The sequence below is a fragment of the Microvirga ossetica genome (genome assembly GCF_002741015.1).
Classification (GTDB): domain Bacteria; phylum Pseudomonadota; class Alphaproteobacteria; order Rhizobiales; family Beijerinckiaceae; genus Microvirga; species Microvirga ossetica.
This window is the reverse complement of record NZ_CP016617.1, coordinates 1145986-1172237: the sequence shown is the minus strand read 5'-3', so window position 1 is coordinate 1172237 and position 26252 is coordinate 1145986. Positions and strand designations below refer to the sequence as shown.

Genomic DNA, 26252 nt, shown 5'->3' with positions numbered 1-26252 from the left:
AACAGGATGACCCACCGAAACGACGCCGACCAAGAGGAGTTGCTAGAGCAGCAGCGGGTCTTGGCAGAGTTTGGGGACTTCGCGCTCAAGACCGAGGCCATCGATGACATCCTGAATAGGGCCTGCGAGCTCATCGGCCGGGCGCTCGAAACCGACCTTGCCAAGCTTATGGAACTCCTGCCTGACGGTCGTACCTTCACGGTCCGTGCGGGCGTCGGATGGAGATCAGGAATCATCGGCGAGGTAAGTGTCACGGCGGCCGAGAACTCACCGGAGGGGCTGACCCTCAAGGAGGGGGCGGTCATCTCGGCGAACATCGCTGAGGAGGATCGCTTCGAGTACCACGACTTCATGAAGGAGCATGGGGTCAAGGCGTTCGTGAATGTGCTGGTGCTAAGCAGCAAGGGGCGTCCACCCTTTGGTGTCCTTCAGGTGGACAGCCGCAGGCCCCGGATCTTCACGCAATCGGACATCGAGTTCCTCCGTAGCTACGCTAATCTTCTCGGGGCTGCTATCGAGCGCCTGCGGGTCGTGGATGAGCTGCGAGCGGCCGTAAGGGAAAAAGATCTTCTAATCGGCGAGCTCAATCACCGGGTGAAAAACACGCTGACGACGGTGCAGTCCATCGCCTCACAGACACTGCGGAACGCACCCTCATTGGACCATGCCTCGGATGCCATCGAGAGCCGGCTCATCGCGCTGTCGCAGGTTCACAATGTTCTGACCGACCGAAGCTGGGCGCATGTGGCGCTTCACGACATTGTCGCACAAGCTGTCGAGCCGTACCGCAGCCGCGGCGAAAACCGGATCCATGTGCAGGGCCCGAGCGTACAGGTGCCGCCGCGCATGGCCCTGCCGCTTGCAATGGCGCTCCAGGAACTGGTGACAAATGCCGTGAAATACGGGGCCCTTTCCAACGGAACTGGACAGATCCGGGTACACTGGGCACTGGATGGCACGGAGGCTCCACAGCGCCTGCATCTGATGTGGGAGGAGGTGGAAGGGCCCCCCGTCCAGCGGCCCGTTCGCCGGGGCTTCGGCACGCGGCTCATTGAGCGCAGCCTGGCTCAAGAACTTGCGGGCGAGGTGCGGATTGAGTTTTCCGATACAGGCGTCGTATGCTCAGTCGACGCTCCACTGGTGAGCTAAGGCGAACGACCGCTTTTGGCACTGGGCTGACCTTATCCCAAGCTCCGCAGTTACGCGCAAAGCGGGCCTTTATTCGATCCGCTTACGTTACACTTTGACCCGGTGCTGACTAGATGTTCGGTTCCAGACTTGATCAAGCGCGTAAGGGCGAGGCTCATACGAGCCTGGATTGCCTACGGTTGATCAGCCCAGTCCCCAGCAGAACCAAGCGACTGCCGCTGCGTTAGCCGGACATGCTCGTCGGAAGATCGTCCATGAAGGAGATCGTCCATGAAAACAAAGTTGCTTGTCAGTGGCCTGCTCTCCTCCACTCTGCTGGCCTCCATAGCCATTGCTCAGGGGCAGCCTCCAGCTCCTCTCGCAGGCAATGCGCAGCCCCCCACCGGTTCAAAGGATGATCGACCCGCGGACAGTCGGTTCATCACTCAGGAAGGGAGCCAGGGCGTTCTGCGCCTCACTGATGTCATTGGCCTGAATGCCGTTGGAACCGGCAACAAGACCATCGGTGAAATCGAGGACGTTGTGCTGGACCATGACGGCAAGGTTGCCGCCTATATCGTCAAGGTGAGCGGCACTCCAGGCATTGGCAGCCGGGCAGTTGCGGTTCCGGTCCACGCGGTTGAGATCGACCCTGTTGGAATGACGGCAACGACCGGAACAATCCAAAGTGAGGGATTGCCTGCGAGCACAGCCGAAGGACAGAAGACGAGAAGCGAGATGCAGATCAGCCGCGTTCTCACGCCCGGCAAGATCATTGTGACGATCCCCGTGGATCAGCTCAAGGCGGCTCCGGCCTTCGACAGAAATAGACCCTGACAAAGTAGATCAAGTCTGGTGGCTTTTGCTACCGAATGCCGCTTCGGTTCGCCGTCAAAAATGCGGCACAGCAAAGACAAAAGCTGTTTCCATGCCAGTGGAAAAGCTCTGGGCATGAGGACGAAAGCAAACTCGGAGGCGTGAAAGTGCGGAGCGAGCCGTCACATGACAAGGACAGATGCAGGCATGGGTCGTACCAATGACCGGCGGCCGAGGCGCATAGGCGCCGCTAGTGCCGCTGATGCGATCCAGGACAGAGCGGAGAGGGTCTCACAGGACCAAGCCCCGGACCGCTCGCAACTGGAGCAGATCATTGCCGGCCTAACCGAGGGCGTGATCCTGGTCGAGCCGGACCAGACCATTACCTACGCCAACGAGGCCGCGCTGGCGATGCACGGAGTCACGACCCTTGACGAACTCGGCCGAACTGTTGACGAATACCGCAACAACTTCGTCCTGCGGCATCAAAGCAGCGATCTGCTCGAACATGGCCGCTACCCCATCGACCGTGTCGTCGCCGGCGAGGCCTTCGACGATGTCGTGGTTGTGGTGGCCCACAAAACCAACCAGGATTGGGATCGCACCCACCGCATTCGCAGCCTTGTTATCACTGATCATGCGGGCAATCCAGATTGTCTGGTTCTCATTGTTCACGACGTCAGCGAACAAATCGAGGCCGAGCAGCGCTTCGAGCGGGCCTTTGCGGCCAACCCGGCGCCCGCCGCCATCTGTCGCCTCACGGACCTGCGCCTGATCAAGGTGAACGAGGGTTTCCTGGAACTCACCGGGTACAAACGCGAGGACGTGCTGGGCCGAACCGTCTATGAGATTGATGTCCTTGAACGGGCCGACCGTAGGGACCTTGCTCTCGAGCGGCTGCGCGCAGGCGAAGCCATTCCTCAAATGGAAGCCTGTCTCACTGTGCCGAGCGATCCTGGCGGGCGCCAAGTGGTGGTGGCAGGCCAACCGATCGAGGTCGGCGACGTCCGTTGCATGCTCTTCACATTCGCTGACCTGGAGCCGCGCCGCAAGGCTGAGACGGCCTTGCGCCATTCCGAGGAGCGGTTTGCCAAGGCCTTCCGTCTCGCCCCGGTGCCGACCACGATCAGCACCGCCGACGATCATCGGCTTGTCGAGGTCAACGAAGCCTTCACGAGGGTACTCGGCTATCAGGCCCAGGACGCGGTTGGCTACCCCGCAGATGACATCGGCTTCTGGGTTGAGGATGAGGAACGCCGCCGCTTTGAAACCGAGCTCACCAAGGCCGGCACCGTCAGGGACTTCGAGGCGTGCCTGCGGGTGAAAGGCGGCGGATACATCGACTGCCTGGTGTCAGCCGAAATTATCACCTTGAGCGATCGTGCGTGCATCCTGTGCTCGTTCCAGGACATTACCGCCCGCCGGCGCTCGGAGGAGGAGCTCGTCAAGGCGATCGAAGCAGTGATGGCGGACGCGTCCTGGTTCAGCCGGGGCGTGGTCGAGAAGCTTGCTGCCATGCGCCACCCCGCCCGGCCGGCACAGGCCGCGGCCAGTGTGGCTGATCTGACGGCACGCGAGCGTGAGGTGCTCACCCTCATCTGCCAGGGCAAGAGCGATCCCGAGATTGCGACAGAGCTCAAGCTCGCCCGCAATACGGTGCGCAACCACATCGCCTCCTTGTACCAGAAGCTCGGGGTCAACCGGCGCAGCGCCGTGGTTGTTTGGGCCAGGGAGCGCGGCATTGGAGCTGAGGGTGTCGCAGACAAGCGTCCGAAGGTCCCAAAAAGAGGTGCAGGAAAACCAGTCCGGGTAGTGCGGAATAACCACTAAAAAAATAGATGAACTTTAATGATTTGAGTGGGTTAGCAGTCGTGATAACAGGGTCATCGTACTGGTTGTCACGTGCATATCATCCTAAGCCAGAGGCGATCATGGACAAGGATCGGATTGCGGGTAGTGCTAAGCAGACCAAGGGCTCTGTCAAGGAAGCCATTGGCAAGATCACAGGCGACAGCAAGACCCAGGCCGAAGGGGCTGCCGAGAAGACGGCAGGCCGGGCGCAGAATGCTGTCGGCGGCATTAAGGACACGGTGCGCGACGCCACCAAGCCTCGCTGACGTACCTGTTGTCGTCGGCAGAACCGATGCAGCTTGGCTGACACCGCGCAGACTTGGCGACATCAAGTTCGTGAAGACCACAGCTCACAGGCTGCCCCGGCGAGCACGGGCACTATTGCGTGCAGATCTTTCACGGCGCGCCCGCGGCGGCCTCTGACTCAGATTCAGGACGGGCCACCACATGGTCCGAGAGGTCGGTTTTACAGGAGACCAACCATGGTGACACTGTCGAACCATACGGCTGATATACGACATGACGGGACCTCTCTCCAGCATCCCGTGAGCCGGTCGAGCTCTGTTGGCCTGGACAGCAGCATTCAAGCCCATCTCGGCCAGCAACTTCGGGCTTGGTATGGCAACCCGGCCGAGGGCAAGCTTCCGTACCGCCTGACCCGGCTCCTCAACCGATTGACTGAAGTGATCCGTGCGCACACGGAGCCGATCGACCAAGCGTTCGCCGATGGAATTCTAGCGAGCGTGACCTCGCTCAGGGCGTTCGCAATCTCACTCACGCGGGATGCCGATCAGGCTGAAGACCTCGTGCAGGAGACAGTACTGAGGGCCATCAGCAAGCAGCCACAGTTTGAGGCCGGCACGAACCTCCAGGCCTGGCTCTTCACCATCCTGCGCAACCAATTCTGTTCGGAACACCGCAAGTCACGGCGCGAAGTCGAGGATGGGGATGGATCCTATGCCGCCACGATGATCGCCCAGCCGGACCAAGAGGACAGAATCATGATGCATAAACTTGAGGCAGCCCTCGGCAAGCTGCCTGAGGGACAGCGTGAGGCGATCCTGCTCGTGGGTGCGGACGGGCTGTCCTATGAGGAAGCGGCCCAAGCTCTCGGATGTGCGGTCGGCACCGTCAAGAGCCGGGTCAACCGGGCCCGGAACTGTCTGGCTGAACTGATGAGGCTCGCTGATGAGGACGGCATCATCAGGTTCCATTCTGCGGAGACGTAAGCGCAGGAACGGCGGACGTTGGCGGGCGGAATAAACTACACCACTTCTAAACTACACCACTTCGTCGTCCCTCCTTTTCCTGCGGGGACTGAACGGCTTGTGGTCGGCCGAACTGACGCGGAGCAAAGGGTAATCGTCATGCCGCAGTTCTTCTGTCAGATCAGTAGCAGCAACGAGATTTCGAAGAAGCGCCTTCATGGAACGGGTCGCAGACCAAGAGGCGGCGAGGCGATCGGGATCTGTGAAGCGGTCAGACTGAAAATCCCTCGAAGTACCGGGAATAAAGCGTGCCATGAAACGTCCTGGGCCAATGGCCCCACCGCATCCTTCACTTTCTGTTCAACAGCCAAGAGGCGTGCCAATGCCCCGAACCCTGTCTCAGAACCTGGATGATCCCTTCGACGGACTGCTCCTGCCCATAAGCGCCTGGAAAGCGCTGGAGGCTGCGAAGATTACCAGCCTCGGACAGCTCAAGGCTGTGGCTCCCCAACTCAGACAAATCCGGGGCATGGACCCGGAGGCCGCCCAGGTGATCAACGACAGACTTGATCGCCTGGCTGCCCGAAGAACCGTCCGGGTCCGGCTGATCTTCCCCAAGCAGCCCCATCCCAAAACGGAACCAGGAGAGCCGGAGGCCGGAGGCGATGGCGCGCATAATTCGCCGACCGATGGAGGCCGGTCAGATGGCGTTATCACATCAATGGGCTTTACTGATCTATACTGACGTTGGTGCGTAATTCGGCCTGAGGTGTCGCGCTAAGGCAGGGGTGAGGTATAGAGGCGCTTGTCTGAAGCCGAGAGCTGCATGCCCTACAAGGTCAATCAAGAGCGCCGCCACAGGATTCCAAAGGCTCGCTACCGTGCAAAGAATTGGCGCGACTATGATGCGGCACTGTGTCGGCGCGGCGACCTGACGGTGTGGGTGACGGCTGAGGCGCTGACGCGTGGACCCCGGCAAACACGGGCCGGCGTGGTCGACCACGGCGATACTCCGAGATGGTCGTCGAAACTGGCCTGATGCTGCGGCTGGCATTTGGTCGGCCCTGGCGCCGGCCCGAAGGCATGCTGGCCTCGATCCTGCGTCTGCTTGATGTTAATCTCCCGGTCCCCGATCACACCACCTTTTCGCGCCGCAGCGTCGACCTGCCGTCGCCAAGGCAGTAAGAACAGCAACTGATCCAGTGAACGTGGTGATCGACTCCACTGGCCTGAAGGTGTTCGGTGCCGGCGAATGGCGGCGCCAGAAGCATCGAGGCAAAGGGCGCCGGACCTGGCGCAAGTTACACCTCGCTGTTGATCCCGACACTGGTGAGATCGTCGCCTCGGAACTGACCAGCACGGAAGACGGCGATGCCTCGCAGGTCGGACCTTTGCTCGATCAGATCTCAGGCCCGATCGCTTCGGTCACAGCCGACGGGGCGTACGATGGTGATTCTGTGTAGCGCATCCTTGCCGAACGGGATCCTGCCACAGCCGGGATCATCCCACCGCGGTCAACGGCAGTGCCGAGCAACAATGCCGAGACGGCGCGCAGCGCGACCGGCACTTCCAGATGATCCAGGAGCGTGGTCGGCGCGGCTGGCAGAAGGCGGTCAACTACGGCCGGCGGTTCTTGGGCGAGGTGGCGATGATGCGCTACAAGTCCCTGATTGGTCGTCGCCTCCACGCCCGGACTCTGCCGGCACGGAAGACTGAAGCTGCCGTCGCCTGCAAGATCCTCAACGTCATGACCCGCCTTGGCATGCCGGTATCCCGGCGCATCACCTGAGCCCCGACGTCAGAGCGTCAACGCGGTCCACATCTGAATTATGCACCAAACTCGAGCTGGAGATGTGGCAGGTCAGCTGTTGTGTCAGAGCCCGGCAGGCCTAAGCGGTTCGGGTCACACAACCTCACTCCCACGCGACGGAGAGTCTAAGCAAGTCAAATGCGTTGATGTGACAAAGCCGGCTTCAACATCAGCCCTATCGCGCCAAGTCATCCGTCATCGCTGGAAAGCTGACACTCGCCCTTCATGTGGCTGGCGATGCCTGACATCACGCTGTCGAGCGAGGGGAAGCTGGCAGTGGCCATTTTGAACAGCCCGGAGTTGCGATTTGCATTGATGACGAATAGCGATGGAGAAGTTTCGGTGATTGTTCCGAGAGGTCGCCCGAGCCTGTCGCTCAACGTCCAGGTGCCTGGTTTGAACTTTGCAGGTGTCACGACTACATCCACGGCAGCCTCTCCGTCAATACAGCATAATACAACTTGTCTTACGCTGAGAAAGCAGCTGTCAAGTGATGTTCCGGAAGGCTCCACTCTGCTGTTCTCAAAGCACACCGACATCCGCCTATGAGAATTCAGCAACGGCTTTCCCTGCACCTTGCATAGGGCTCGCCAGTCAGAATGGCTGGGCCTTAGATCAGCTGATCCTGAGGCACTTTGAGGACCGTTGAGCCCGCATTTCCCAAATGCGCACACGATGAGGTGATTTGAAAGGCTGAATTTTGGTTATCCTTCAGGGGAGTAGTACGCATCAACGAGGCTGGAGATGGACGATACAGCGGGTGAAGCAGACGGTGCCGCTCTCCGGGTCGCCTTTGATCCCCGTCTGAAGCTGGAGTTCCACGGTTCGAAGGTGACATCCGACGCTGGGCTGCTCCCCTTTCGAGACCTCGATGATGCCCTCGGCCTGACGGACCTCGCTGGAGAGGTTCTCGCCGACCCCAGGACGGGCCAGAACAGCCGCCACACCCTGATCGCACAGCTTCGCCAGTCCGTATTCGGGCGGCTGGCCGGATACGAGGACGTGAACGATGCCGAGCGCCTTGGCCGTGATCCTGCCATGCGCTGGGTGGTAGGTGGCCGGGCCGTTACGCAGAATGCAGCTTCCGCCAGCCAGATGGGTCGGTTCGAGACCGAGGTGCTGGTGCAAGTGGCGAACCTGTCCGCGCTGACCGACTTGTCCGGGCGCTGGATCGATGCTGTGCACGCGCGCCGCCCTGTGAACGGGATCGTGCTCGACATGGACTCCAGCGTCAGCCCCACTTATGGCGAGCAGGAAGGGAGCGCCTACAACGGCCACTTCGGCTGCACCTGCTACCATCTGCTGTTCGTGTTCAACCAGTTCGGTGACCTGGAGCGATGTGCCCTGCGGCCCGGCAACGTCCACTCCGCCGAGGGCTGGCGCGAAGTGCTAGAGCCAGTGGTCGCCCGCTACCGCAGCATGATGAAGCGGCGCTACTTCCGAGCTGATGCAGCGTTCGCCTCGCCTGAGGTCTACGAGTTCCTGGAAGCGGAGGGCTATGGCTATGCCATCCGGCTGCCTGCCAACGCTGTTCTCCAGCGCAGGATTGCTCACCTGCTCACGCGCCCGGTGGGGCGTCCACCGCACGAAGTCCGGCGCTTTTACGCCAGCTTCCGCTACCAAGCCCAGACCTGGAGCCAATTACGCCGGGTCGTGGCCAAGGTCGAGTGGCACCCAGGCGAACTCTATCCGCGTGTCGGCTTTTTGGTCACAAACTTGAGCCGCCCGCCTGAGCGCGTTGTGGCCTTCTACAATCAACGCGGCACGGCCGAGCAGTGGATCAAAGAAGGTAAGAACGCAGTCCGGTGGACGCGCCTGTCATGCCGTTCGATGACGGCCAACGCGGTCCGGCTCCAGCTTCATGCTCTGGCCTACAACCTGGCCAACATCTTTCGCACTCTGGTGCTTCCAGAGGAGATTGAGCGGTGGTCGCTGACCTCTCTGCGCGACAAGGTGGTGAAGATCGGCGCGAAGGTCATTACTCACGCCCGCTACACGGTGTTCCAAATGGCCGAAGTGGCGGTCCCACGCGAGCTGTTCCGGCGCATCCTGGACCTGATTGATGGTCTCCGACCAAGGCGGATCGCACGATGTTGAGCCTGGGAGCGGAAGCGGTCACTGTGGAGCCCGACGGGAGAGGTGCGCCTAACGCCTCGCTTCATGCAGCGGAAATGGTCCTGCCGGGCAGGTGTGAACGGCGGTCGGGGTCGGTACAGGCAGGAAACCGGCCTTTTGATGCTGTTCAGAGGTGGCCCACGGGGCTATTCTTCCCTCGGAGCCCTGCTGGCGCGCCTCCGATCTGGGGAATGTCGGGTAACGGATCCAGGTGCCGTCCTCGATCTCCGCCAGCGCCTCGGCGCGGCCTTCCAGCGGCGACCTCCGCGACGTGGGCCTCGTCCGTCGACAGCTGGCCCGCGAGGGCGTCCAGGCACGCCTGGAGCGTCGCCGCGGGTGACGGCTGATCTTCTATGTTGTAAAAGACGTAAGATGAGCGACGTCGATCAAGCAGTAAGTCGCTCAAGCTCACCTTGAGCATACGGCCGAACATGCTGGTGAACGCTCAAGGCGTTGGGGATGAGCGGTGAGCCCAACCACTCCAGGATGGAGCTTCCGAGATGTCTCGATGGAAACACCAATCAGCCTGCTCTGCGGATCACTTCGCCAAGAGGCCGCAGGCACAGGACGATACCGCCACCGGCGGCGAGGATGCGGCCTTCAGCATCGATGTGCTGGCCAATGACCGGGGTGGCCGCGCCAGGTCGCTCTACTCAGTCGATCAGGACAATCCAAGCCACGCCCTGACGTCCACGACGCTCGCCAGCGGTGCCACAGCCTCGATTGTCGATGGGCAAATCCTCTATGACCCGGGCAGCGCGTTCCAGTTCCTTGATGCCGGTGAGACCGCAACCGACACGTTCACCTACGCGATCCGGCTCGGCAAGGGCACGATCAGCACCGCAACCGTGACGGTGACGATCGAGGGCGCTGACGATCAGACGGGCCTCAGCGTCGAGCGCGTCTCGGTCAGCTCCACGGGCGAACAGGGGAATGACCTCAGCTTCGATCCGTCGATCTCAGCCGACGGACGCTATGTGGCCTACTGGAGCCTTGCCTCCAATCTGGTCGAGGGCGATACCAACAACGTCGTCGACATCTTCGTCTTTGACCGCGAGACCGGCACCACCGAGCGTGTCTCGGTCAGCTCCACCGGCGAACAGGCGAATGCTGGGAATCCTGAAGCCCCTGAAGCCGGGGAGCCTGGTAGCGTCGAGCCTTCGCTCTCGGCCGATGGGCGCTATGTGGCCTACCGGAGCCTTGCCTCCAATCTGGTCGAGGACGACACCAACAACACCACCGACGTCTTCGTGGCCACCACCCAGGATTTCCTGCTCGTGTGACGCTCCCCAGTAGGCCCGCTCGGTGCGTGCAGTTCGAGCGGGTTCCTGTTTCTCAGCACACCGCTCCTTAACGTCGGAGATCTTTTTCTGGGCGTTTATGACGAAAAGGGCCTAGAGGGGCAGGTGGAACCTCTAGAGCCTCGGACCGGAAATGAGACTCCTGGCTTCTGTGCGAGGCCGAGCTGTGATTCACTGCCTGGACTGGGAGGTGGATTATGGGTCATTGCTATTCCCTGGATCTGCGGGTGCGCGTCGCCGACTTTGTCGATGCAGGTCATTCCTGCCGGGCGGCAGCCCAGCACTTTGACGTCAGCGAGAGTTTCGCCATCAAGCTGGTGCAGCGGAAGCGGCGGTTCGGCTCGCCGGCACCGGCCCGGCAAGGCCGTCCGCCCGGACGCGGCAAGCTGGTGCCCTATGAGAGCTTCTTGATCCAGACGGTCGAGGCCGAGCCGGCCATCACCATGCCCGAGCTGGCCGCAAGGCTGCTGACTGAGCATGGGATCGTTGCGGCTCCCGCGATGCTCTCGCGCTTCCTGTGCCGGCACGGCTTCTCATATAAAAAAATGCCTGATGGCGGCGGAGTGCGCACGCGCCGATGTGCGGGATGAGCGCCGGGTCTGGCATGCCCAGCGCCAGCCGCGCATGCGCCAGGAGACGCACCGGCTGGTGTTCCTGGACGAGACGTATGTCAACACCAAGATGACGCGCCTGCGCGGGCGGAGCCGCAGGGGCCAGCGGCTGCGCATGAGCGCTCCCTTTGGACACTGGAAAACCCATACCTTTCTGGCTGGGCTACGGTGCAACGAGTTGTGCGCGCCGTGGATCATCGATGGCCCGATCACCCGGTTGGCGTTCGAGGCTTACATTGAGACGCAGCTCGCGCCGACGCTGCGCAAAGGCGATGTGGTGATCCTCGACAACCTGGCTGTCCACAAGAGCGAGAAGGCCGCTCAGTGTCTGAAGCAACGCGGAGCCTGGTTCCTGTTTTTACCTGCTTATTCGCCTGATCTTAATCCAATTGAACAGGCCTTTGCCAAGATCAAAGCGCACTTGCGCAAGGCCGAGGCCCGAACGTTCGACGCGCTCTGGCGAGCGCTCGGTGAGATCTGCAACCTGTTCGAACCACAAGAGTGCTGGAACTACCTTAAGGCTGCCGGATATGCGTCCGTTTAACCGTCCGATGCTCTAGGCCCAAGTCGTGGTCCCCTTCATGATAGGACCGGGGTCGAGAATGCTCTCTCAGGCGGCCGCTGGCATCAGCTGAACCTTAATCACGTCCTTAGCGGCACCGCATAGTCGGGCTAGAAGCTCAAATCCTTATGGCGTAAGGCTTTTGAGAGGATTTCGAGCATCTCCTCCTCGACATCCTTGTTGCCTTCCTCAATTGCTTTGAGTTCGTCCTTGGAAATGCCGCTCTTTTCAGCGAGGTCATCGCGCGAGATGTTCCTCCATCGGCGATAAGCCATCAGGGCGGGCTCACCGCCTGCAAGCGCATAGGTAACATCCATCGGGACTCGGAAGACATCAACCATCGTCGCCTCCTCCAGACTCCCAACTTAACACAGAACGAGCTGCCCATGTGGTGCAGCTGTCACAGTAACTGAGGGTGCTCGCAGTGATGCGCGCTCCTGCCTTTTCAGGGAACTTTGCAGCGTGAGCCCAAGCGGGTGGCGGTATGTGTCCAACACGTGGCTGAAGCAGAACGGCTGATGTATCCCGCACCACTCAGTTCACAAAGGGATCGGCGTCGATGCTTGTCCTCGGATACGGGATCATTCCTTCCTTGACGAGGATTACAACACAAGCCCTTCATTTCAGATGATTTCGAACCGAGAGGCTCTGGCATTGCCGGAGACAGAAGGTCGACCCATTGATTTCCTGATGTAGTTGAAAGCTTAACCGCGAAGAGGACTCGTAACTTATCTGAGTTCTTGCTTTGTTCTGGCATTCGGAATTCATATCAGATAGAGTCAATACTCAGAAAATCACACAAGCGGAGCCGTGATGAGCATGGACAAGAACAAGGCTATCGAAACAGCGGTGGCCCAGATCGAGCGTGCCTTCGGCAAGGGCTCGATCATGCGCCTTGGTGGCAGTCAGGTCGTTGAGGTGGAGACGATTTCGACCGGCTCTCTGGGGCTCGATATTGCTTTGGGTGTCGGTGGCCTCCCGAGGGGCCGCGTCGTCGAGGTTTATGGACCGGAGTCATCAGGCAAGACGACGCTGGCACTCCAGACCGTTGCAGAGGCTCAGAAGGCGGGTGGCGTCTGCGGCTTTATCGATGCGGAGCATGCGCTCGATCCAGCCTATGCGCGAAAGTTGGGCGTCAACCTCGATGATCTCCTGATCTCGCAGCCGGACAACGGCGAACAGGCGCTTGAGATTGCCGATACCTTGATCCGCTCGGGCTCTGTCGATGTGTTGGTCATCGACTCGGTGGCCGCGCTAACGCCTAAGGCCGAGCTTGAAGGCGAGATGGGCGAGAGCCGTCCCGGTCTTCAGGCCCGCCTGATGAGCCAGGCCCTGCGCAAGCTCACCGGCTCGATCAGCCGCACCAAGACGATGGTGATCTTCATCAACCAGATCCGCATGAAGATCGGCGTCATGTATGGTTCGCCGGAGACGACGACGGGCGGCAACGCGCTGAAGTTCTACGCCTCCGTGCGGCTCGACATTCGCCGCATCTCGACCCTGAAGGACAGAGATGAGCCGATTGGCAACCAAGTGCGGGTGAAGGTGGTCAAGAACAAGGTCGCTCCTCCCTTCAAACAGGTGGAATTCGACATCATGTTTGGCGAGGGCATCTCGAAGATGGGTGAATTGATCGATCTTGGCGTGAAGGCCGACGTGGTGGAGAAGTCTGGCGCTTGGTTCTCCTATGACAGCCAGCGCCTCGGCCAAGGCCGAGAAAACGCCAAGACCTTCCTGAAGGACAATCCCGAGATTGCGGCCGAGATCGAAGGCAAGATCCGCCAGAACGCTGGTCTGCTGATGGATGCGTTGCAGGCCAACGATACAGTCGATGCTCCGGTGGATGATGTGGCATAAGCTTGAATCAGGAACGCCGGTGCCGATAGACCGGCGGTTTGCATTGCTAGCTCACATAGGCCATCGTGATGAGATCGAGTTGGCACCGTGATAGGTAGCGGTAGGCGAAGATGCCTGTCGTCTTCCCGTCATTGCCCTGGACTCGAACGCTCCCTCGGACGGTGGCGTTCAACAGGCGCTTTGTGAGATGGCTACGAGCAACGAGACGCAGATCATCGCCTTCGGCAATGTGCGGAAGGACGGTGCGATGCCGAACACCGTGTAGATCGCAATGCGTGGCTGCTAACAGTCCTGGCGGGACTGCCATTTGGCGAATTGAAGGCAGCGATCGTTTAATCCGCTTGATCAAAACGGATCACTCGCGGGCGCTCAGGCGTTCTCGTTGTCCTATGGAGGTACAGATGGCTCAGTTTCCTATCATGAAGACCCTCGCCAACATCGCCGTCACCCAGGTTGATGGAGAATATCGCATTCGGATCGAGGATGAGACCGGCGACACTGCGGTTTATCGCGCGGTGCCCGATCAAGTCGTGGAACTCGCGGACATGCTCGACGACCTCCTTCCTGACGAAAGCGAGAAGGAGACGGCTGGCTAAGGTTTGCTGAAACGATCCGTGCCAGGAGCGTCTTGAACGATCCGGGACCTTGTTTGAGCTTCGGACCCACTGAGCCAAGGCACCCAACGATGCCCCTTCGGAAAGAGCGCTTGCCTTTTCCCTGCCAGTTTCAATCGGACTGGCAGGGCAGCGACCGCAAAGCACATGGTATGAGCTCAGGGGATCAGAAATCCGATCCCATCACTTCCTCGGTGGTCACGCGAAAGTCGATCAGGGTGCTAGGACCAAAAGTGAGGGTCAGCGGCACGTCGGCAGCATCGCGGCCGCGGGCGATCAGGATCCGGCCGATCCGCGGATCATTGTTGCGGGGGTCGAATGTGTGCCAGCGCCCACCCAGAAAGACCTCGATCCAGGCGGCAAAGTCCTGCGGCGCATGCGGCGGCGGCAGGCCGATGTCGCTGATGTAACCAGTACAATAGCGCGCTGGGATGTTGAGGCATCGGCAGAACGTGAGCGCCAGATGAGCATAATCACGGCACACACCTTGCTTCTCCTCAAACGCCTCGAATGCCGTACGTGTCGCGCGCGAGTGCTCGTAGCCGAAGGTGATATGATCGTGCACGTAGTCGCAGATCGACTGCACGCGGGGCCAACCCAACAGCGTTGCTCCAAAGAGGCTCCAGGCGACGTTGGAGAGACGGTCGGTCTCGCAGTAGCGGCTGCCCAACAGGTAGAGCAGAGTCTCTGCGGGAAGGTTCTGGATTTGGGTCTGCTCAGCACCTGGATCTGTTGAATCCCAACGACCGCTGTCGCGGACCACGGTTTCGGTTTTGAGGGTGATCGCACCGGCCGGGGCAACGAGACGGTTGCACCAGTTCCCGAAGCTGTCCCGGTATCCCTCCACGGGCACTGATGGCATGGTGACAAGGTAGTCTGGCCGCTCCAAGTCGGACACTCGCGACGAGTGCACATTGAGCATTGCGATCATGGGCGTGACTTGCCCGAGCTCGTACGTCATCTCGCAGCCGACACGGATCCGCATGGTGTCTCCTCATCCACGAGCAGGGCGAGATTTGGACTACTTCCAATCATGGGTGATCCTCGCCCGGACGATGCCGGCAGACGCCCCGGGTATGCCTCTCGATGGCCGCCAAGGCGGCGTCAAGGGAAGTGAACGGTCTATGGTCGATGCCGGCCATGGTCTCCAGAGCATGGCCATCCGGGAGGATTGTGAACTGCTTGGCCGATGCTTCGGTGATCCGACCCATGGGACGGCCGAGCAGGTCGGTCAGATTCCACGCCTTGCCATCAACTATCGGTGTCACGATGACATCCAAGCTTACCTCGCGTCCCAGCGCCGCGGGTCGAATTGTCTGAGCCGTCGGACTCACTACAGGGCTTGCAAACGCGGGGTGTTCCAGAGAACTCCCAGCTTCGCCGGTAAAGCAGGGAGCCGCCGCACCCCAGCCGCTTTCTGCTATGGAAACGGCGCTTGCCGAGTGTCCTTTATCCAGCGCTCGGTTTTGCGAAAATCACCCCAGCAGGCTGGTCGTCCGATCAGACATCGTGAGATCCCGAAGCATCCCGCGCCAGTGCGGCGTCGAGAGATTCCGGCGTGACAGGGATCGCTTGGAAGGACCCTATCCCACGGTGGGATAGGGGGAGAAAGATCACGGTTGCAACACGGCGGTAGGCTATGAAGGATAAACCCTCGATAGGTTCCTCGTCAGTCTGGACCGTGTAGCTCCCGGCTGGTTGGGCTTCATCCAGTCCATCCAGCGAGAAGGGCCGCGCGAATGTGATCGTCCTGGATGTGGTGCGCAGACTCACGGCTATTCTCCGCGGTGCACGTGGGAGTAGCCTAGATCCCGACCTTGTCGGCGCACGCGACGGCGACGAGGCGATTGCCCTCGGTTGTTCCCGGCATGGTCGCCCAGCCATTCTGCAACACGAGGTCGCCACGCTGATAGGACGAGGCCGCTTTCAGGAGCGCAACCCGCTCTGTGAGCTGCGGATCTCGCTTAGACTGATCGAGGCAGATCGTGGTCAGCGCCGCGACCACGTCGGTTCGCGATTGCTCAGTGGCCATCTGCCGCGCTGTGCCGCCGGTCACCCAACCGCCCCAGTTGAAGCCGATCACCGTCACAGCAATTGCACCGCAGGCCGCGCCGTAGAGGCCTGGCTTCAACCATTCCGGGGTTTTCATGAGATTGTCTTTCGGATCAGGCAAGAAATTATCTTCTCACCAGAAACAAACGGTAGCACGTAATATTACTCTAAGTGTTGGTTTTATTTTAGCTATTAATCGCAGGAAGCTTCTTCATTCGGCTCTGAGAGGGCAAAGAATCAGCTTTTAGCGCCGATTTCAGTGAACAATGCTCAACTCCATGATTTCCGGCATCCTCCGGCTGCGAGTGAGCAGCCCTTGAGGCTGACAAGGATCAGGGTGACTGGCCGTCAAGGCTGGCAATGCGGCCAAGTTCGACTGTGATCGCCAGGGCTGTCTTTACCAATGCCTGGGAGCCGCTCGTGCCAGTGCGCGATGGCGCCTAGATGGGGGAGCGTCGCAGACGGAGGCCTCGAATAGGTCCCTCGCAGTCGTCAATCAGCCCCTTAAGCATCTGTTTTGCGTTCCGGTTTGACGATGGGTTCATGTGAGATTTGAATCGGGAGAGGACGACCCGGATATGCACGGCAATCCGTGCGGCTTGCGCGTCCTTGATCAAGATTGCGATGTCGATCGGAGGATTGGGGAGAGGGCTATCAGGCATCTATGCGCTCCGCACGACAGGCGGGAGCACAGAGCCCTCAGCCGCTGACGCCCGTGAAGCACAAGTCAGCGATCAATCACACATGGGCCTCGATCGAGCGCATTACCAGTGCAATTCCGGAAAGGACCTTTTCTGCTCCTTCCGCCGCCCCGACACGGTCGCCAACAGAAGAGAGCCGAGGCGGTACCTCAGCCCTCATTCCGCTTAATCTGCCTCTGGACCTCAAAAGCCCTAGGCGACGCGCTGGGCCTTTATCGTCTGAGCCGTGAGGGCTTGGTTTGCCTCGTTGGCCACCCGCGTGGCGACCTCGGCAATTCGGCGCGTGCTCTCAACGGCAAGAAGGCCAAGCGTCTGCTCAAGCAGGGGAGACCTGACGTTCCTGAATGACGCTGGATCTTCGGGAGGTGACCCGAGGCGACCCTCAGGATATCAGCCAGGTGCCTCTCAGGAGCGACTGTTCCTCACGACCGACAAGAAGCGAAGTCTTACTAGAGGGACCGTTGAGAAAGGTCACAGGCTACACTGGACGAGACGGCGCAACCGGATCTGGGATCAAACATCTAGCGCAAAGTGATTGGTGCCGAGGGGGATGAGGCGTAAGCTTGAGCAATTCGCGATAACCCAACGCCCTCTGGGTGAGACGATGGATATGCCGGACCACGGAAGTGCCGCAGAGGTCTCCCCGCATCAGGCGCTGCTGCGCATGATCACCGGCTCCTGGGTGGCCCAGGCCATCTATGTTGCTGCGAAGCTTCAGATTGCTGATCTTCTCCGAGATGGCCCTCAAGCGCCGACAGCGCTCGCTGCGACGACAGGCGCCCATCCGCGGGCACTCTACCGGGTGCTGCGCGCGCTCGCGAGCGTCGGCATCTTCTCGGAGGACGAGCAGGGGCGGTTCAGCCTCACACCTTTGGCCGAGCCGCTCCGCAGTGACGTGCCGGGATCGGTTCGCGCCTTTTCCATCATGCAAGGCTCGGAATGGGCGTGGCGTTCCTGGGGCGAGATCATGCATAGCGTGCGCACGGAGAAGCCCGCCTTCGAGCACGTCTTTGGGATGCCGTTGTTCGACTACTATGCGGCCAACCCGGAGGCTGGCCGCGTCGGGGCGGAAGGATTGACCAGTCGCAGCGAGCCTGAGAATGCCCATGTCGTCTCTGCCTACGACTTCTCCCGTGTCGGAACGGTGGTGGATGTCGGCGGGGGGCAGGGCACGCTCCTGGCTTCGATCCTCACAGCGAATCCAAAGACAAGGGGCATCCTCTTCGAGAAGCCCCACGTGATCGCCATGGCTCAGCCCATCTTTGAAGGAGCCGGGTTGAACGAGCGCTGTGAGTTGGTAGCAGGCGATTTCTTCGCCTCTGTGCCAGCGGGCGCGGATGTTTACCTTCTCAAGAAGGTCATTCACGACTGGGACGATGAGGAGGCCCGTTCGATTCTCTCGAGGTGCCGGGCAGCGCTTCCCGATGGGGGCCTCCTCTTGCTGATTGAACTTGTGATCCCGCCAGGCAACGAACCCTCGTTCGGCAAGCTGCTTGACCTTCATATGCTGGTCTCGCCTGGGGGACGGGAGCGGACGCAGGCGGAGTATCGCGACCTGCTCGCGTCGGCCGGGTTCGCGCTCGGGAGGGTCATCCCGACGGCATCGCCAGTTAGCATTGTGGAAGCGGTGCCCGCTTGATCAACGGTGTGCTGCACCGCTTGGCATACACAGGTTCAGCTAGCAGTGCAATTAAGGACGTTCACAGAATTGCGTACAGTTTCGTCAAAGGCGCTGCCTACACTCGCCTGAGCCTTTCAGAGGGGATATGGCATGAAGAGGTTGGTCACAGTCACCGGTCCTGTAGCCGCCGCCCAGATGGACGGGTATCTCATCGAGGAGCGGCTCCTCGATCACATCATGATCCAGGTTATGGACAAGGGCGACGGGAACCTCGAGATCGCTTTTGATGAGAGAGACCGACGCTTTCTTTCGCAGTTTTCTGCGACGCAACTGGCCGAATGGCTGCAGGAAGCGATGCTCCACGTCGAAGCGGCATGTCCGCTGGAGACACGCGATGGAAAAGCCGCCTGGATCGCTGACGAGGCGCCACCAAGAGCTAGATCGTCCATCAAGGCCATGCGACCGGCACGGCAGGAGCACGATCTTCCGGCTGGCCTGGCGTTCTTGCGGCGGAGCTAATTTGTCTTCGGCTCATTTGTGCGATCGAACCGAACGGCGACGCCGTCATTGTCACCGCGGAGGAACGCTGTTCCTCGGCATGGCCGGCTTGCGGCCCCAGCAGATGAAAGAATGACAATGGCTAGAACCAAGAAGGACGACACTTCCCAACCCAGCAGGAGCCGAAAGGCGCCAGCGAAGTCGGCGTTGAAATCCGCCTCCCGGGCTGCCACGAAGAAGCAGACTGGCGCTTCCAAGCGTGCTCAGTCCAAAGCGTTGGCGGGCTCCCGGTCTGCAACGAAGTCCCAGGCTGTTCCCGCGAAGTCTCGGTCCTCCGCAGGATCGCGTGCGGCAGCACGCTCGTCCTCCGGCCCATCGCGATCGCGTTCCACGACGCAGGCCCGCTCACGGTCCCAAGGCAGCATGCTGAACCCGATGGCGTGGCTCTCGAGCCTCGAGACAACGCTCACCTCCCCACAGGCGCGCGCGGTGATGGCGGAGGCCCTCAGGGCCGTCGCCACCGTGCTGGAGAAGCCGCAGGGCGGCGAGCAGGGACAGGGCAGCCGAACGCAGGAAGGGCGGGATGCCGTGTCGGCTGCAGGAAGTCTTGGCGCCGAGATCATCGCTGCTCCGCTGGAGGTCGCGGCGGCTGCGATCGGAGCCGCAGGAGAGGTCGTGACGAGCGCACTCGGCGGTTCGCGGGGCGAGGATCGCGGCAACGGCGACCGCCGGAAGGGTAGCAGGCGGACCTCCTCGCGGAAGAAATCAGCGGCGGGCAGCGACTAGCCGGCCAGATATCGGTCGGACGGCAAGCCGGTCCTCCAAGCCTAGCCCGTCCGGCCGGCGTCGTCTCATGTCCAAGCTGATTGGCTTCACGCGGATGTCCTGCACGCCCACAAGCAAGGTAAGCTCGGCTTAGTTTGCCGTATGCCGCACCGCCAAGGAGAACCTGTCCACAAGGGTTAGTCCTTCTGCGGGTCTACCTGACCGTGGGCCAGAAGAGCAGGATCGCCGCCCGGTCAGCATCGGGCCGTGAGGATACCAGCGGGAGGGCCTCCGATGTCACGTTCCCAACCCAAACAGATCCTGCTCTCTGCCGGCTATGCCGTTGTGACGGCCGTCGGCCTTAGCATCGTCTCGATCACCGGCGCTGTTGGGTCTCCCGAAGACGAGATCGCCCGGCTCAACCGCGTGCGCGGCAACCTGTTCGAGGAACTCGTGAGGACGCGTGCGGAGGCGGCTACGGCCCGTTCCGAGCTGGACGCCGCCCGCAAGGCGCGCGATGCGGCCGAGGCCGAAGTCATGCGCCTGAAGCAGGAGGCAGCCAGCGCCAACCCCGCGAACCCTGTGCCAAGCGCCGCGACGAAAGCCCCGCCGCAGCAACACCCCGCGACCACAGCATCACCCGCGGCTCGTCGCGAGAGCGTGCGCCCTGCGGCACCAGCGGCGACCGGCTCAGTGCGGAGAACAGCGACAGCGGCTGCACAGCGACGCGTCGTGCCGACCAATCAGGCTTCGCGCCAGTCAGCTGCCCCGGTCGCACGTGTGCAAGAGCTGCCTAGCGTGCTGCGGCTGCAAGATCCGCGATAGTCGCCTGCCCGCGCCGGTCGACCCGGCATTCGATGATGCCCTGGCGGGCTTCGCGCCCGCCCAGGCGTGAGTAGACAATCCCAACCTCCACCGGTGCCCGCAGACCGCTTCGGGTGCGGCGTATTTCGCCGGCGCTGGTCGCATCCACGCGCGTCACCTGCGCGCCCATCTCGCTTGCGTGGGTGCTGGCTGCCGCAATGGCGGCCTGCCGACAGGTTTCGACGACCTCATTGGGTGTCCCGGGACGATACTGGAGTTTCGGGATGATGGCCCGTTCGGCCGCGTAGCCTCCGGCCATCCCAGCGGCGCCAAGGAGAAGAATAACCCACAGCATATCTGTCCACCAAGACGACCCGATCAGCAGAAAGATCAGGCGTTCATAACGACTGTATTCACAAGGCCTGATCTTGGCTGCTGGTTCTGTCATCCTTGAGGCTCAGAGCGACACCATCGCTGCACGGGTGGGGTGCCTCTCACGGGGGATTGCCGAGCCGACCGGGCAAGCACGAAGCAATAGAAACAGCGGCTCTTTTCTATTCGGCGGGTTGAGGTCAAGCGTTTTCAGGCCTTCCACATTCCCGACGTTTGAGGTCACTCGCGGGTCCCTGCTTCTTTTCGGGATCAGCTCTGTGGCTCTCCCAGGATGGGATCAGAAGAACGAGGCAGTCCAATCTGTCACGCGTTCTGATCACGCCAGACGCGACCGCCACAAGTACCCTAGCGCTGTCCTGTCCGCTTGCCGCCAAGGTCGTCTGCATCCAGTCGGAGTATTTCGGCCAGCCTGTTCCTGGCACGGTTGACCCGGCACTTCACCGTGCCGACAGCACAGCCCAACGCTGCTGCCGTTTCTTCATATGAGAGACCCTCCATTCCGACGAGCAGAAGAGCCTCTCGTTGCTCCTGGGGCAACCTGGCTAGCGCGGCTTCCAGTTCCTGGAGAACAAGTCTGCTCTCCTGGTCTGCACCCGTTGCCATCTCACTGGCAAGGCGACCGTCAGCATCCTCAATCTCGCGCCTGGCCCTACGACGTTCCGAGAAGCAGGTGTTGCGCAGGATCGTGAAGAGCCAGGCCTTCTGGTTCGTACCCTTCTCGAAGCTCTCTCGCCGGCGGAGCGCGCGCAGAACTGTGTCCTGAACCAGATCCTCAGCGCGATCGAAGGCCTTGGTCAGCGAGATGGCATAGGCGCGGAGCGGGACAAGATTGCCCATGACCCCATCGAGGAAGGCTTGGTCGACCGGCTCGGTGTGCGCAGTGTGCGCACGGATGGTCTGTGCCACCGTCGGGCGAGCAGGCGCAACTCATAGGGAAGCTTGCTCTCAGAGGGATCGCCGTAGAGAGCACGCAGCTGCACGCCGAGGTGTTCTTGGACGGAAGCGTCAAGACTGCCACGAGGAGCCTTCGACTGGCTGTCTGGCATACTGGGAACCTGTATCGCGTGGTATTCCCGACAAAGTGACGCTGGCAGATCCTAAAGCGCTTTTGGGATCAGTGTAGGGCATAGCCGGCATGCCTGATCCAGCCTCGGGCATCCTTTGCGGTGATGGTGTCGAGGGCGGGTTTGAGTTCCGCTTCCAAAGCTTCAAGAGTGCGAGGCGCTTTCGCCTTGAGCCGCTCTTTCATCTTGGCCCAGGCGGGCTCGATCGGGTTGAACTCCGGGGAATAGCGCGGCAGGTACAAAAGCCCGATCCCGGCCTGCGCGAGCAGGTCTCGCACTTCTGTGGCCCGATGCGGGCGCAGGTTGTCCAACACCAGAATGGCATCCGGCTTGGTGCGTTTGAGGGCCGGTACCAGGATTTGCTCGAGATAGGCCAAAAGCACGGAGGTCGAGGTCGAGGCCTCGATGCTCATCGTAGCGACCAGGCCCTCACAGGCGAGTGCGCCCAAGACCGTCAGCCGCTGCCACGAGCCGAGCGGGATGGAGCCATAGGCGCGTTGCCCACGTGGCGCTCGCGCATGAGTGCGGGCCATCTTGGTCGTCACTCCGCTCTCATCGAGGAACACCAGGCGTTCCACGGGAAGCTCGCTCATCTGCTGGCGATAGGCCTCGCGCTCGGCGGCAATCTCGGGCCGCTCCTGCTCGGCCGCCCGAAGGGTCTTTTTTTCGGACGCAGCTTGAGCCGCTTGAGCGCCTCGCAGATCACCGCCAGACACACCGTCACGCCCGTTCGCTCGGCCAGGCGCTCGCGGTACTCGCGCAGCAGCGCGTCATTGTCTTCGGCCACGAGCTGACGCAGCACCTCCAGAGCTGCTGCATCCAGGCGCGAGGGCACGCCGCCGCTGTGCGGCTTGGGACAGCGTCGGCCCTCCTCGCGCTCTTGGCGGCGCCAGTTCGAGACGGTGGCGGGGCAGACCTGGAAGCGGCGGGCAATCTCAACCTGAGGAAGGTCGCCACGCGCACAGGCGACAAGAACACGCTCACGCAGATCAGGAGAATAGGGCTGGGGCATGGTTTGCCTCCCGGGCCATATCCCAGTCAACGCACAGACCACCCGAAGCGATTCAAGTCCAGATCAAAAGCGCTTTAGCAGTCAGCGAAACGCCGAGATCAGGAGGCGAGACGGATGCAAGGGCGATTGTTGCATCCCGTGAAGGTCCAACAGGAAGCCCCCTTCACGGAGGAGCTTCCGTTCGACCGTTGGGGGCTGACGCGGGTCAGCTTGCATTCCGCTTTCGGGTGGCGGCGGCCTTCTTTGCCGATGCCGAGCGCGCTGCGGCGGGGCGCTTGGCCGAGGCCGCTCCACCGACGGCGCCGCCCTTTTTGGCCGACGTATTCGTATCCTTCTTGCCACGGCCAGAGCCGCTCTTGTTGCCGCCCCCGCTTTCCTTGTTGACGGTTGCCCAAGCACGCCGCTCAGCTTCCTTCTCCGGGACGCCCTGTTTCTCGTAGCCTTCCTCGATGTGCTCGGCTTTGCGTTTTTGCTTTTTGATCCACGTTAAATCAGCGACCGGGCCGGATGTTCCGGACGATTGCCTCCGTATCCGCGAATAAGACCATGCAGAGCAAAAGCCTTGCGAACTATCGCCTACGAGGTGGGTTAATCAGCAGGGTTGGGCAACGGCTGATCGATTCTCAGGAGGAAACGTTCATGGTCGACACCTATCAGGCCGGCAGGTCTCAGGAAGGCTTGGGAGCCGGACCTCGGTCTTATCGCTCAGGAGCTTCGAGCCAGCCAGCCTACCCAACCCGTGATTTGGAAGCCCGCACTGACGAGTACCGCAGACGCCGGCGGGCGGATCTGTTTTTCGAAGACAGCATTGTCCTGCTCGGAATCCTCCTTGGAGGGGCTGTCGGGTACGCCACTGCAACGACGGTGCGTCGTACAACCCGGAGCAGCGCCCCGACCCATAGATCGTCTCAGAGAGCGGCTCCCGATCGCTCCTTCGGCCAGCCGGCCCGGGCTCCCAGGTCCAGCTCGGTCGAAAAGGATGAGACAACGGACCTGATCGCCTCCAACAAGGTCGAGGGCACGACGGTATACAACCGTCAGGGAGAAAAGCTCGGCGAAGTCTACAACTTCATGGTGGGCAAGCGATCGGGCGAAGTGGCCTATGCCATCATGAGCTTTGGGGGCTTTCCCGGGATCGGCCAGAAGTATCATCCGATGCCTTGGAATGCCCTGACCTATGACACCAGTAAGAAGGGCTATGTGATCGATGCCGATCGGAAGCGGCTGATGGGCGCGCCAAGCTATGCTGCCGGTGAAGAGCCGTTCTCCGAGCCCGAGTACGGGCAGCAGGTGCAGGACTTCTGGTCTTCGGTCCCAACGTGATCCTTAACCGTGAAGCGTCAGATCGTTGGAAGCCCTGCTGCTCGCAAAGGCCGTAAGGCTTCCAGTGTTCGTGAGGTCCGTTAAGCGATGCCGGCCTTGAATCAGATGAGCGAGCACGAGCTGATTGCGGAGCTCCACCGTCTTGCAGACGCGTGCGAAAGGCTCAATCGAGAGTTCGCGCGCGCCGCCCAAAGGCAGCGCTTCAGCATTGACGCCCAGGCGATCGCCTTGGCCACTCACGACGCGCAGACGCTCCTGGCCGAGATGAATCAATTGATGGACCGCAGGCGGGCTGTCGAATGGCATCTGATGCGGGTCCGAGGACAAACTTGGCCTTTGAAGGTGTATGAGCAGATACTATCCTCTCCAGCACAGCCTTAAGGAAGTAACTTTGGATTTGAAATGGGAATGGTCCACTCCTGGCACTCCCCGGGAGTTGTCTGAATGTCAGGCTGGAGAATGCAACGTCGGACGCTCCTTAAGAACCGCAAATCTTCATAGCCTAGCCCGATATGGCTACGGGCGGGATGACAGGCGTGCGGGCGCATCGCACACCAAGCGGTCTATTAAGGGCTGCAGAGATCCGGCCGCCTAGATGTTGGCTGGTGGGCCTTCTTTGAACCAAATTACCCGTTCAATTATTTCTTTATGCCAGAATAGAAGCGGCGTAGTCACGTCGTTAGTCGGGCTTATCAGTCACGCTGGCCTGTTGGAGAGCATCATGCGAACTCAATGGAATCGAGGCTGGATAGGGACTGTCATTCCGGCGGTGCTCTTAGGCTCGGCAGCTTTCGGACAGACGAAGGGAGGGTGGGTCGATCCGCCAGCCGATCTGCTTGCGCGTCCAGCCCAAGCCTTTGAGTCGAGCTCAGCAGTTCAGGCCAAGCCCGCGCAGACAGAATCCCCATCTGCTCTTGTGACTGCAGCTCCTGCATCGGGGGCCCCGCCAGCATCATCACTCAGTGAGGTTCGGTCGAAACCTGTCAGTCGAACAGAGCGCGCCTCTTCTGGACATTGGGGGCAGCAGGGTCCAGCTGTTCCATTTCAGCCTGGGCCCCGAGAGCAGAATCCTGAGCTTGCCGCAGAACCCGTGGTGGCGCCAGCAAGCGGCTCCAGCGTGGCAGTTCGGCCAGGCTTCGTTCGAGCCCGGCCAATCCCTCGGCAGCAAGAGGCGCAGAGCTTCGCCGTCGATTACCTTAACGCCTGGTCCTCCTCAAATCGTCAGGCTCTTCAGGCGACACCAGAGTTTTACGGTTCCAGAGTGCTGTTCCATGGGCAGAGCAACAGCTTTGGTGCGTTACTTGCGAAGAAGCGTCGCTTCGCTCAGCGGTGGCCTGACCGAAACTACCGCTATCGCCCAAACACAATGAACGTGCGATGCAGTCCCGATGGCGACACGTGCACCGTGCGATCAGCGTTTGATTTTGAAGCTGCCAACCCCAAGCTAAATCGACGCTCACGCGGTGTTGCGACACACGAGCTGCTTGTTAGCTTCGCAGGGGAGCGGCCGATAATCATCTCCGAAAATAGCCGTGTGCTGAGCCGGAGAGGGCGGCAGTGATCAGGAACGTGTACAAAAGCTTGCGAGAACGGTACCGCACGTGCGGTATCACGTATTCCAAGTGGGACTGCGGGTCAACCCGACCAAATACCTAATGATGAGGCGAAATTCTTGCGAGGTCTCTACCAAAAGTGGCTATATTGACCACAACAATAGTTGGCATAAAATTCGCATCGCCTTGCTTCAGGGCGGCTTGTTGCTAAAGCGTCCTTTGCCGAAATGAATAACTGAGCATCGCATTGTAAGAAGTTCGAGAATGGGCGCTGCAGCGGCAGCCAAAGAAAGTTTTGTGATACCAATCAAACAGCAGCAGAAGTTCTCGCCTACTGCTTATAAGAGCGCTACCGCGGGAGGTCTGACATGGGCGGACGAAACTTTGCAGGACTCAGACGAAGATCTGCAAGGCGGCCAATCTTGCCGTTCGACGTGCCGCTCGGCGAAGCTCATAGGAACGTTGCAAAGACGTGTGCAGTGGCCCTGCTAGGGGGGCTGCTGAGTGGCCCAGTGATGGCCGAGCAACGGCCCCTAACAGGAGAGGGCGACCCTAGGCCGGAGTTCGTTCGCACTTTCACACAGGAAAGGCGC

The 26252-nt window shown here is 60.9% G+C and carries 28 protein-coding genes and 2 pseudogenes; 16 read left to right on the top strand and 14 right to left on the bottom strand.

Going from position 1 to position 26252, the window contains the following annotated elements:
- Nucleotides 1-6 precede the first annotated feature (6 nt).
- The 5 genes from BB934_RS33675 to BB934_RS33655 all read left to right on the top strand — a co-directional run bounded on the left by BB934_RS33675 (nucleotide 7) and on the right by BB934_RS33655 (nucleotide 5024).
- On the top strand, nucleotides 7-1149 hold the full coding sequence (locus BB934_RS33675) for a sensor histidine kinase (RefSeq protein WP_099514145.1): 1143 nt from the start codon (nucleotides 7-9) through the stop codon (nucleotides 1147-1149).
- Nucleotides 1150-1419: 270 nt separating this feature from the next.
- The gene (locus BB934_RS33670) at nucleotides 1420-1965 is read left to right on the top strand and encodes a PRC-barrel domain-containing protein (RefSeq protein WP_099514144.1); all 546 of its coding nucleotides are present in this window, start codon (nucleotides 1420-1422) and stop codon (nucleotides 1963-1965) included.
- Nucleotides 1966-2151: 186 nt separating this feature from the next.
- Nucleotides 2152-3774 (top strand): PAS domain S-box protein, encoded by a 1623-nt coding sequence (locus BB934_RS33665; protein WP_099514143.1) that lies wholly within the window; start codon nucleotides 2152-2154, stop codon nucleotides 3772-3774.
- Between the two features lie 101 nt (nucleotides 3775-3875).
- Nucleotides 3876-4061, top strand: a complete 186-nt coding sequence (locus BB934_RS33660; RefSeq protein WP_099514142.1) for a CsbD family protein — start codon at nucleotides 3876-3878, stop codon at nucleotides 4059-4061.
- A 216-nt stretch (nucleotides 4062-4277) separates the two neighbouring features.
- Nucleotides 4278-5024 (top strand): sigma-70 family RNA polymerase sigma factor, encoded by a 747-nt coding sequence (locus BB934_RS33655; RefSeq protein WP_099514141.1) that lies wholly within the window; start codon nucleotides 4278-4280, stop codon nucleotides 5022-5024.
- A 51-nt stretch (nucleotides 5025-5075) separates the two neighbouring features.
- On the opposite strand, the gene BB934_RS47715 is transcribed toward BB934_RS33655, so the two are convergent.
- Both BB934_RS47715 and BB934_RS47710 read right to left on the bottom strand, forming a co-directional pair.
- On the bottom strand, nucleotides 5076-5318 hold the full coding sequence (locus BB934_RS47715) for a hypothetical protein (RefSeq protein WP_157934479.1): 243 nt from the start codon (nucleotides 5316-5318) through the stop codon (nucleotides 5076-5078).
- A 34-nt stretch (nucleotides 5319-5352) separates the two neighbouring features.
- Nucleotides 5353-5679: a hypothetical protein gene (locus BB934_RS47710; protein WP_157934478.1), complete on the bottom strand. Its 327-nt coding sequence runs from the start codon at nucleotides 5677-5679 to the stop codon at nucleotides 5353-5355.
- 150 nt (nucleotides 5680-5829) lie between these two features.
- On the opposite strand from BB934_RS47710, the pseudogene BB934_RS33645 reads away from it, so the two are divergent.
- Nucleotides 5830-6792, top strand: a pseudogene (locus BB934_RS33645) (IS5 family transposase).
- 209 nt (nucleotides 6793-7001) lie between these two features.
- Here BB934_RS33645 and BB934_RS33640 read toward each other — a convergent pair.
- Nucleotides 7002-7241, bottom strand: a complete 240-nt coding sequence (locus BB934_RS33640) for a hypothetical protein (protein WP_099514140.1) — start codon at nucleotides 7239-7241, stop codon at nucleotides 7002-7004.
- A 316-nt stretch (nucleotides 7242-7557) separates the two neighbouring features.
- Between BB934_RS33640 and BB934_RS33635 the strand changes: the two genes are divergently transcribed.
- From BB934_RS33635 to BB934_RS33620, 3 genes and pseudogenes are all read left to right on the top strand, one after another.
- Nucleotides 7558-8910 carry an IS1380 family transposase gene (locus BB934_RS33635; protein WP_099514139.1) on the top strand — a complete coding sequence of 451 codons (1353 nt, stop codon included), beginning with the start codon at nucleotides 7558-7560 and terminating at the stop codon, nucleotides 8908-8910.
- 518 nt (nucleotides 8911-9428) lie between these two features.
- Nucleotides 9429-10211 carry an Ig-like domain-containing protein gene (locus BB934_RS33625; RefSeq protein WP_099514137.1) on the top strand — a complete coding sequence of 261 codons (783 nt, stop codon included), beginning with the start codon at nucleotides 9429-9431 and terminating at the stop codon, nucleotides 10209-10211.
- Nucleotides 10212-10426: 215 nt separating this feature from the next.
- Nucleotides 10427-11384, top strand: a pseudogene (locus BB934_RS33620) (IS630 family transposase).
- A 128-nt stretch (nucleotides 11385-11512) separates the two neighbouring features.
- On the opposite strand, the gene BB934_RS33615 reads toward BB934_RS33620, so the two are convergent.
- Complete coding sequence (locus tag BB934_RS33615; protein WP_099514136.1) at nucleotides 11513-11743, bottom strand: helix-turn-helix domain-containing protein; 231 nt, start codon at nucleotides 11741-11743, stop codon at nucleotides 11513-11515.
- Nucleotides 11744-12221: 478 nt separating this feature from the next.
- Here BB934_RS33615 and recA point away from each other — a divergent pair, with 478 nt between their 5' ends.
- Entirely contained in the window at nucleotides 12222-13259 is a 1038-nt protein-coding gene (gene recA, locus BB934_RS33610; RefSeq protein ID WP_173909551.1) for a recombinase RecA, read from the top strand.
- Between the two features lie 401 nt (nucleotides 13260-13660).
- Nucleotides 13661-13855 (top strand): hypothetical protein, encoded by a 195-nt coding sequence (locus tag BB934_RS33605; protein ID WP_099514134.1) that lies wholly within the window; start codon nucleotides 13661-13663, stop codon nucleotides 13853-13855.
- A gap of 184 nt (nucleotides 13856-14039) precedes the next feature.
- Here BB934_RS33605 and BB934_RS33600 read toward each other — a convergent pair whose 3' ends face one another.
- From BB934_RS33600 to BB934_RS33585, 3 genes are all read right to left on the bottom strand, one after another.
- Entirely contained in the window at nucleotides 14040-14858 is an 819-nt protein-coding gene (locus BB934_RS33600; protein WP_099514133.1) for a transglutaminase-like domain-containing protein, read from the bottom strand.
- 46 nt (nucleotides 14859-14904) lie between these two features.
- Entirely contained in the window at nucleotides 14905-15141 is a 237-nt protein-coding gene (locus BB934_RS33595) for a hypothetical protein (RefSeq protein ID WP_237050434.1), read from the bottom strand.
- Nucleotides 15142-15677: 536 nt separating this feature from the next.
- Nucleotides 15678-16046, bottom strand: coding sequence for a hypothetical protein (locus tag BB934_RS33585; RefSeq protein ID WP_237050433.1), 369 nt, complete (start codon nucleotides 16044-16046; stop codon nucleotides 15678-15680).
- A gap of 1190 nt (nucleotides 16047-17236) precedes the next feature.
- Between BB934_RS33585 and BB934_RS33575 the strand changes: the two genes are divergently transcribed.
- Both BB934_RS33575 and BB934_RS33570 read left to right on the top strand, forming a co-directional pair.
- Nucleotides 17237-18265: a methyltransferase gene (locus BB934_RS33575; RefSeq protein WP_335645644.1), complete on the top strand. Its 1029-nt coding sequence runs from the start codon at nucleotides 17237-17239 to the stop codon at nucleotides 18263-18265.
- A 132-nt stretch (nucleotides 18266-18397) separates the two neighbouring features.
- Nucleotides 18398-18766, top strand: coding sequence for a hypothetical protein (locus tag BB934_RS33570; protein WP_099514129.1), 369 nt, complete (start codon nucleotides 18398-18400; stop codon nucleotides 18764-18766).
- A gap of 242 nt (nucleotides 18767-19008) precedes the next feature.
- Here BB934_RS33570 and BB934_RS47705 read toward each other — a convergent pair whose 3' ends face one another.
- Nucleotides 19009-19170, bottom strand: a complete 162-nt coding sequence (locus BB934_RS47705) for a hypothetical protein (protein WP_157934477.1) — start codon at nucleotides 19168-19170, stop codon at nucleotides 19009-19011.
- On the opposite strand from BB934_RS47705, the gene BB934_RS33560 reads away from it, so the two are divergent.
- Entirely contained in the window at nucleotides 19169-19531 is a 363-nt protein-coding gene (locus BB934_RS33560) for a hypothetical protein (protein ID WP_099514127.1), read from the top strand. The genes BB934_RS47705 and BB934_RS33560 overlap by 2 nt on opposite strands.
- Nucleotides 19532-19804: 273 nt before the next feature.
- Nucleotides 19805-20335: a hypothetical protein gene (locus BB934_RS33555; RefSeq protein ID WP_099514126.1), complete on the top strand. Its 531-nt coding sequence runs from the start codon at nucleotides 19805-19807 to the stop codon at nucleotides 20333-20335.
- Here BB934_RS33555 and BB934_RS33550 read toward each other — a convergent pair.
- The 5 genes from BB934_RS33550 to BB934_RS33530 all read right to left on the bottom strand — a co-directional run bounded on the left by BB934_RS33550 (nucleotide 20304) and on the right by BB934_RS33530 (nucleotide 23264).
- Nucleotides 20304-20669: a hypothetical protein gene (locus BB934_RS33550; RefSeq protein WP_099514125.1), complete on the bottom strand. Its 366-nt coding sequence runs from the start codon at nucleotides 20667-20669 to the stop codon at nucleotides 20304-20306. The two genes, BB934_RS33555 and BB934_RS33550, sit on opposite strands and share 32 nt — an antisense overlap.
- 383 nt (nucleotides 20670-21052) lie before the next feature.
- Nucleotides 21053-21544: a sigma-70 family RNA polymerase sigma factor gene (locus BB934_RS33545; protein ID WP_157934475.1), complete on the bottom strand. Its 492-nt coding sequence runs from the start codon at nucleotides 21542-21544 to the stop codon at nucleotides 21053-21055.
- Nucleotides 21545-21821: 277 nt separating this feature from the next.
- Nucleotides 21822-22397 (bottom strand): IS630 family transposase, encoded by a 576-nt coding sequence (locus BB934_RS33540; protein WP_237050334.1) that lies wholly within the window; start codon nucleotides 22395-22397, stop codon nucleotides 21822-21824.
- Nucleotides 22361-22783 carry a helix-turn-helix domain-containing protein gene (locus BB934_RS33535; RefSeq protein WP_099510510.1) on the bottom strand — a complete coding sequence of 141 codons (423 nt, stop codon included), beginning with the start codon at nucleotides 22781-22783 and terminating at the stop codon, nucleotides 22361-22363. The genes BB934_RS33540 and BB934_RS33535 overlap by 37 nt, the downstream gene beginning before the upstream one ends.
- A gap of 205 nt (nucleotides 22784-22988) precedes the next feature.
- Nucleotides 22989-23264: a plasmid stabilization protein gene (locus tag BB934_RS33530; RefSeq protein WP_099514324.1), complete on the bottom strand. Its 276-nt coding sequence runs from the start codon at nucleotides 23262-23264 to the stop codon at nucleotides 22989-22991.
- A 158-nt stretch (nucleotides 23265-23422) separates the two neighbouring features.
- On the opposite strand from BB934_RS33530, the gene BB934_RS33525 reads away from it, so the two are divergent.
- Nucleotides 23423-24106: a PRC-barrel domain-containing protein gene (locus BB934_RS33525; protein WP_099514123.1), complete on the top strand. Its 684-nt coding sequence runs from the start codon at nucleotides 23423-23425 to the stop codon at nucleotides 24104-24106.
- 3 nt (nucleotides 24107-24109) lie between these two features.
- Here the strand turns inward: BB934_RS33525 and BB934_RS33520 are convergent, their stop codons facing one another.
- Nucleotides 24110-24412, bottom strand: coding sequence for a hypothetical protein (locus tag BB934_RS33520; RefSeq protein WP_157934474.1), 303 nt, complete (start codon nucleotides 24410-24412; stop codon nucleotides 24110-24112).
- Nucleotides 24413-26252 lie beyond the last annotated feature (1840 nt).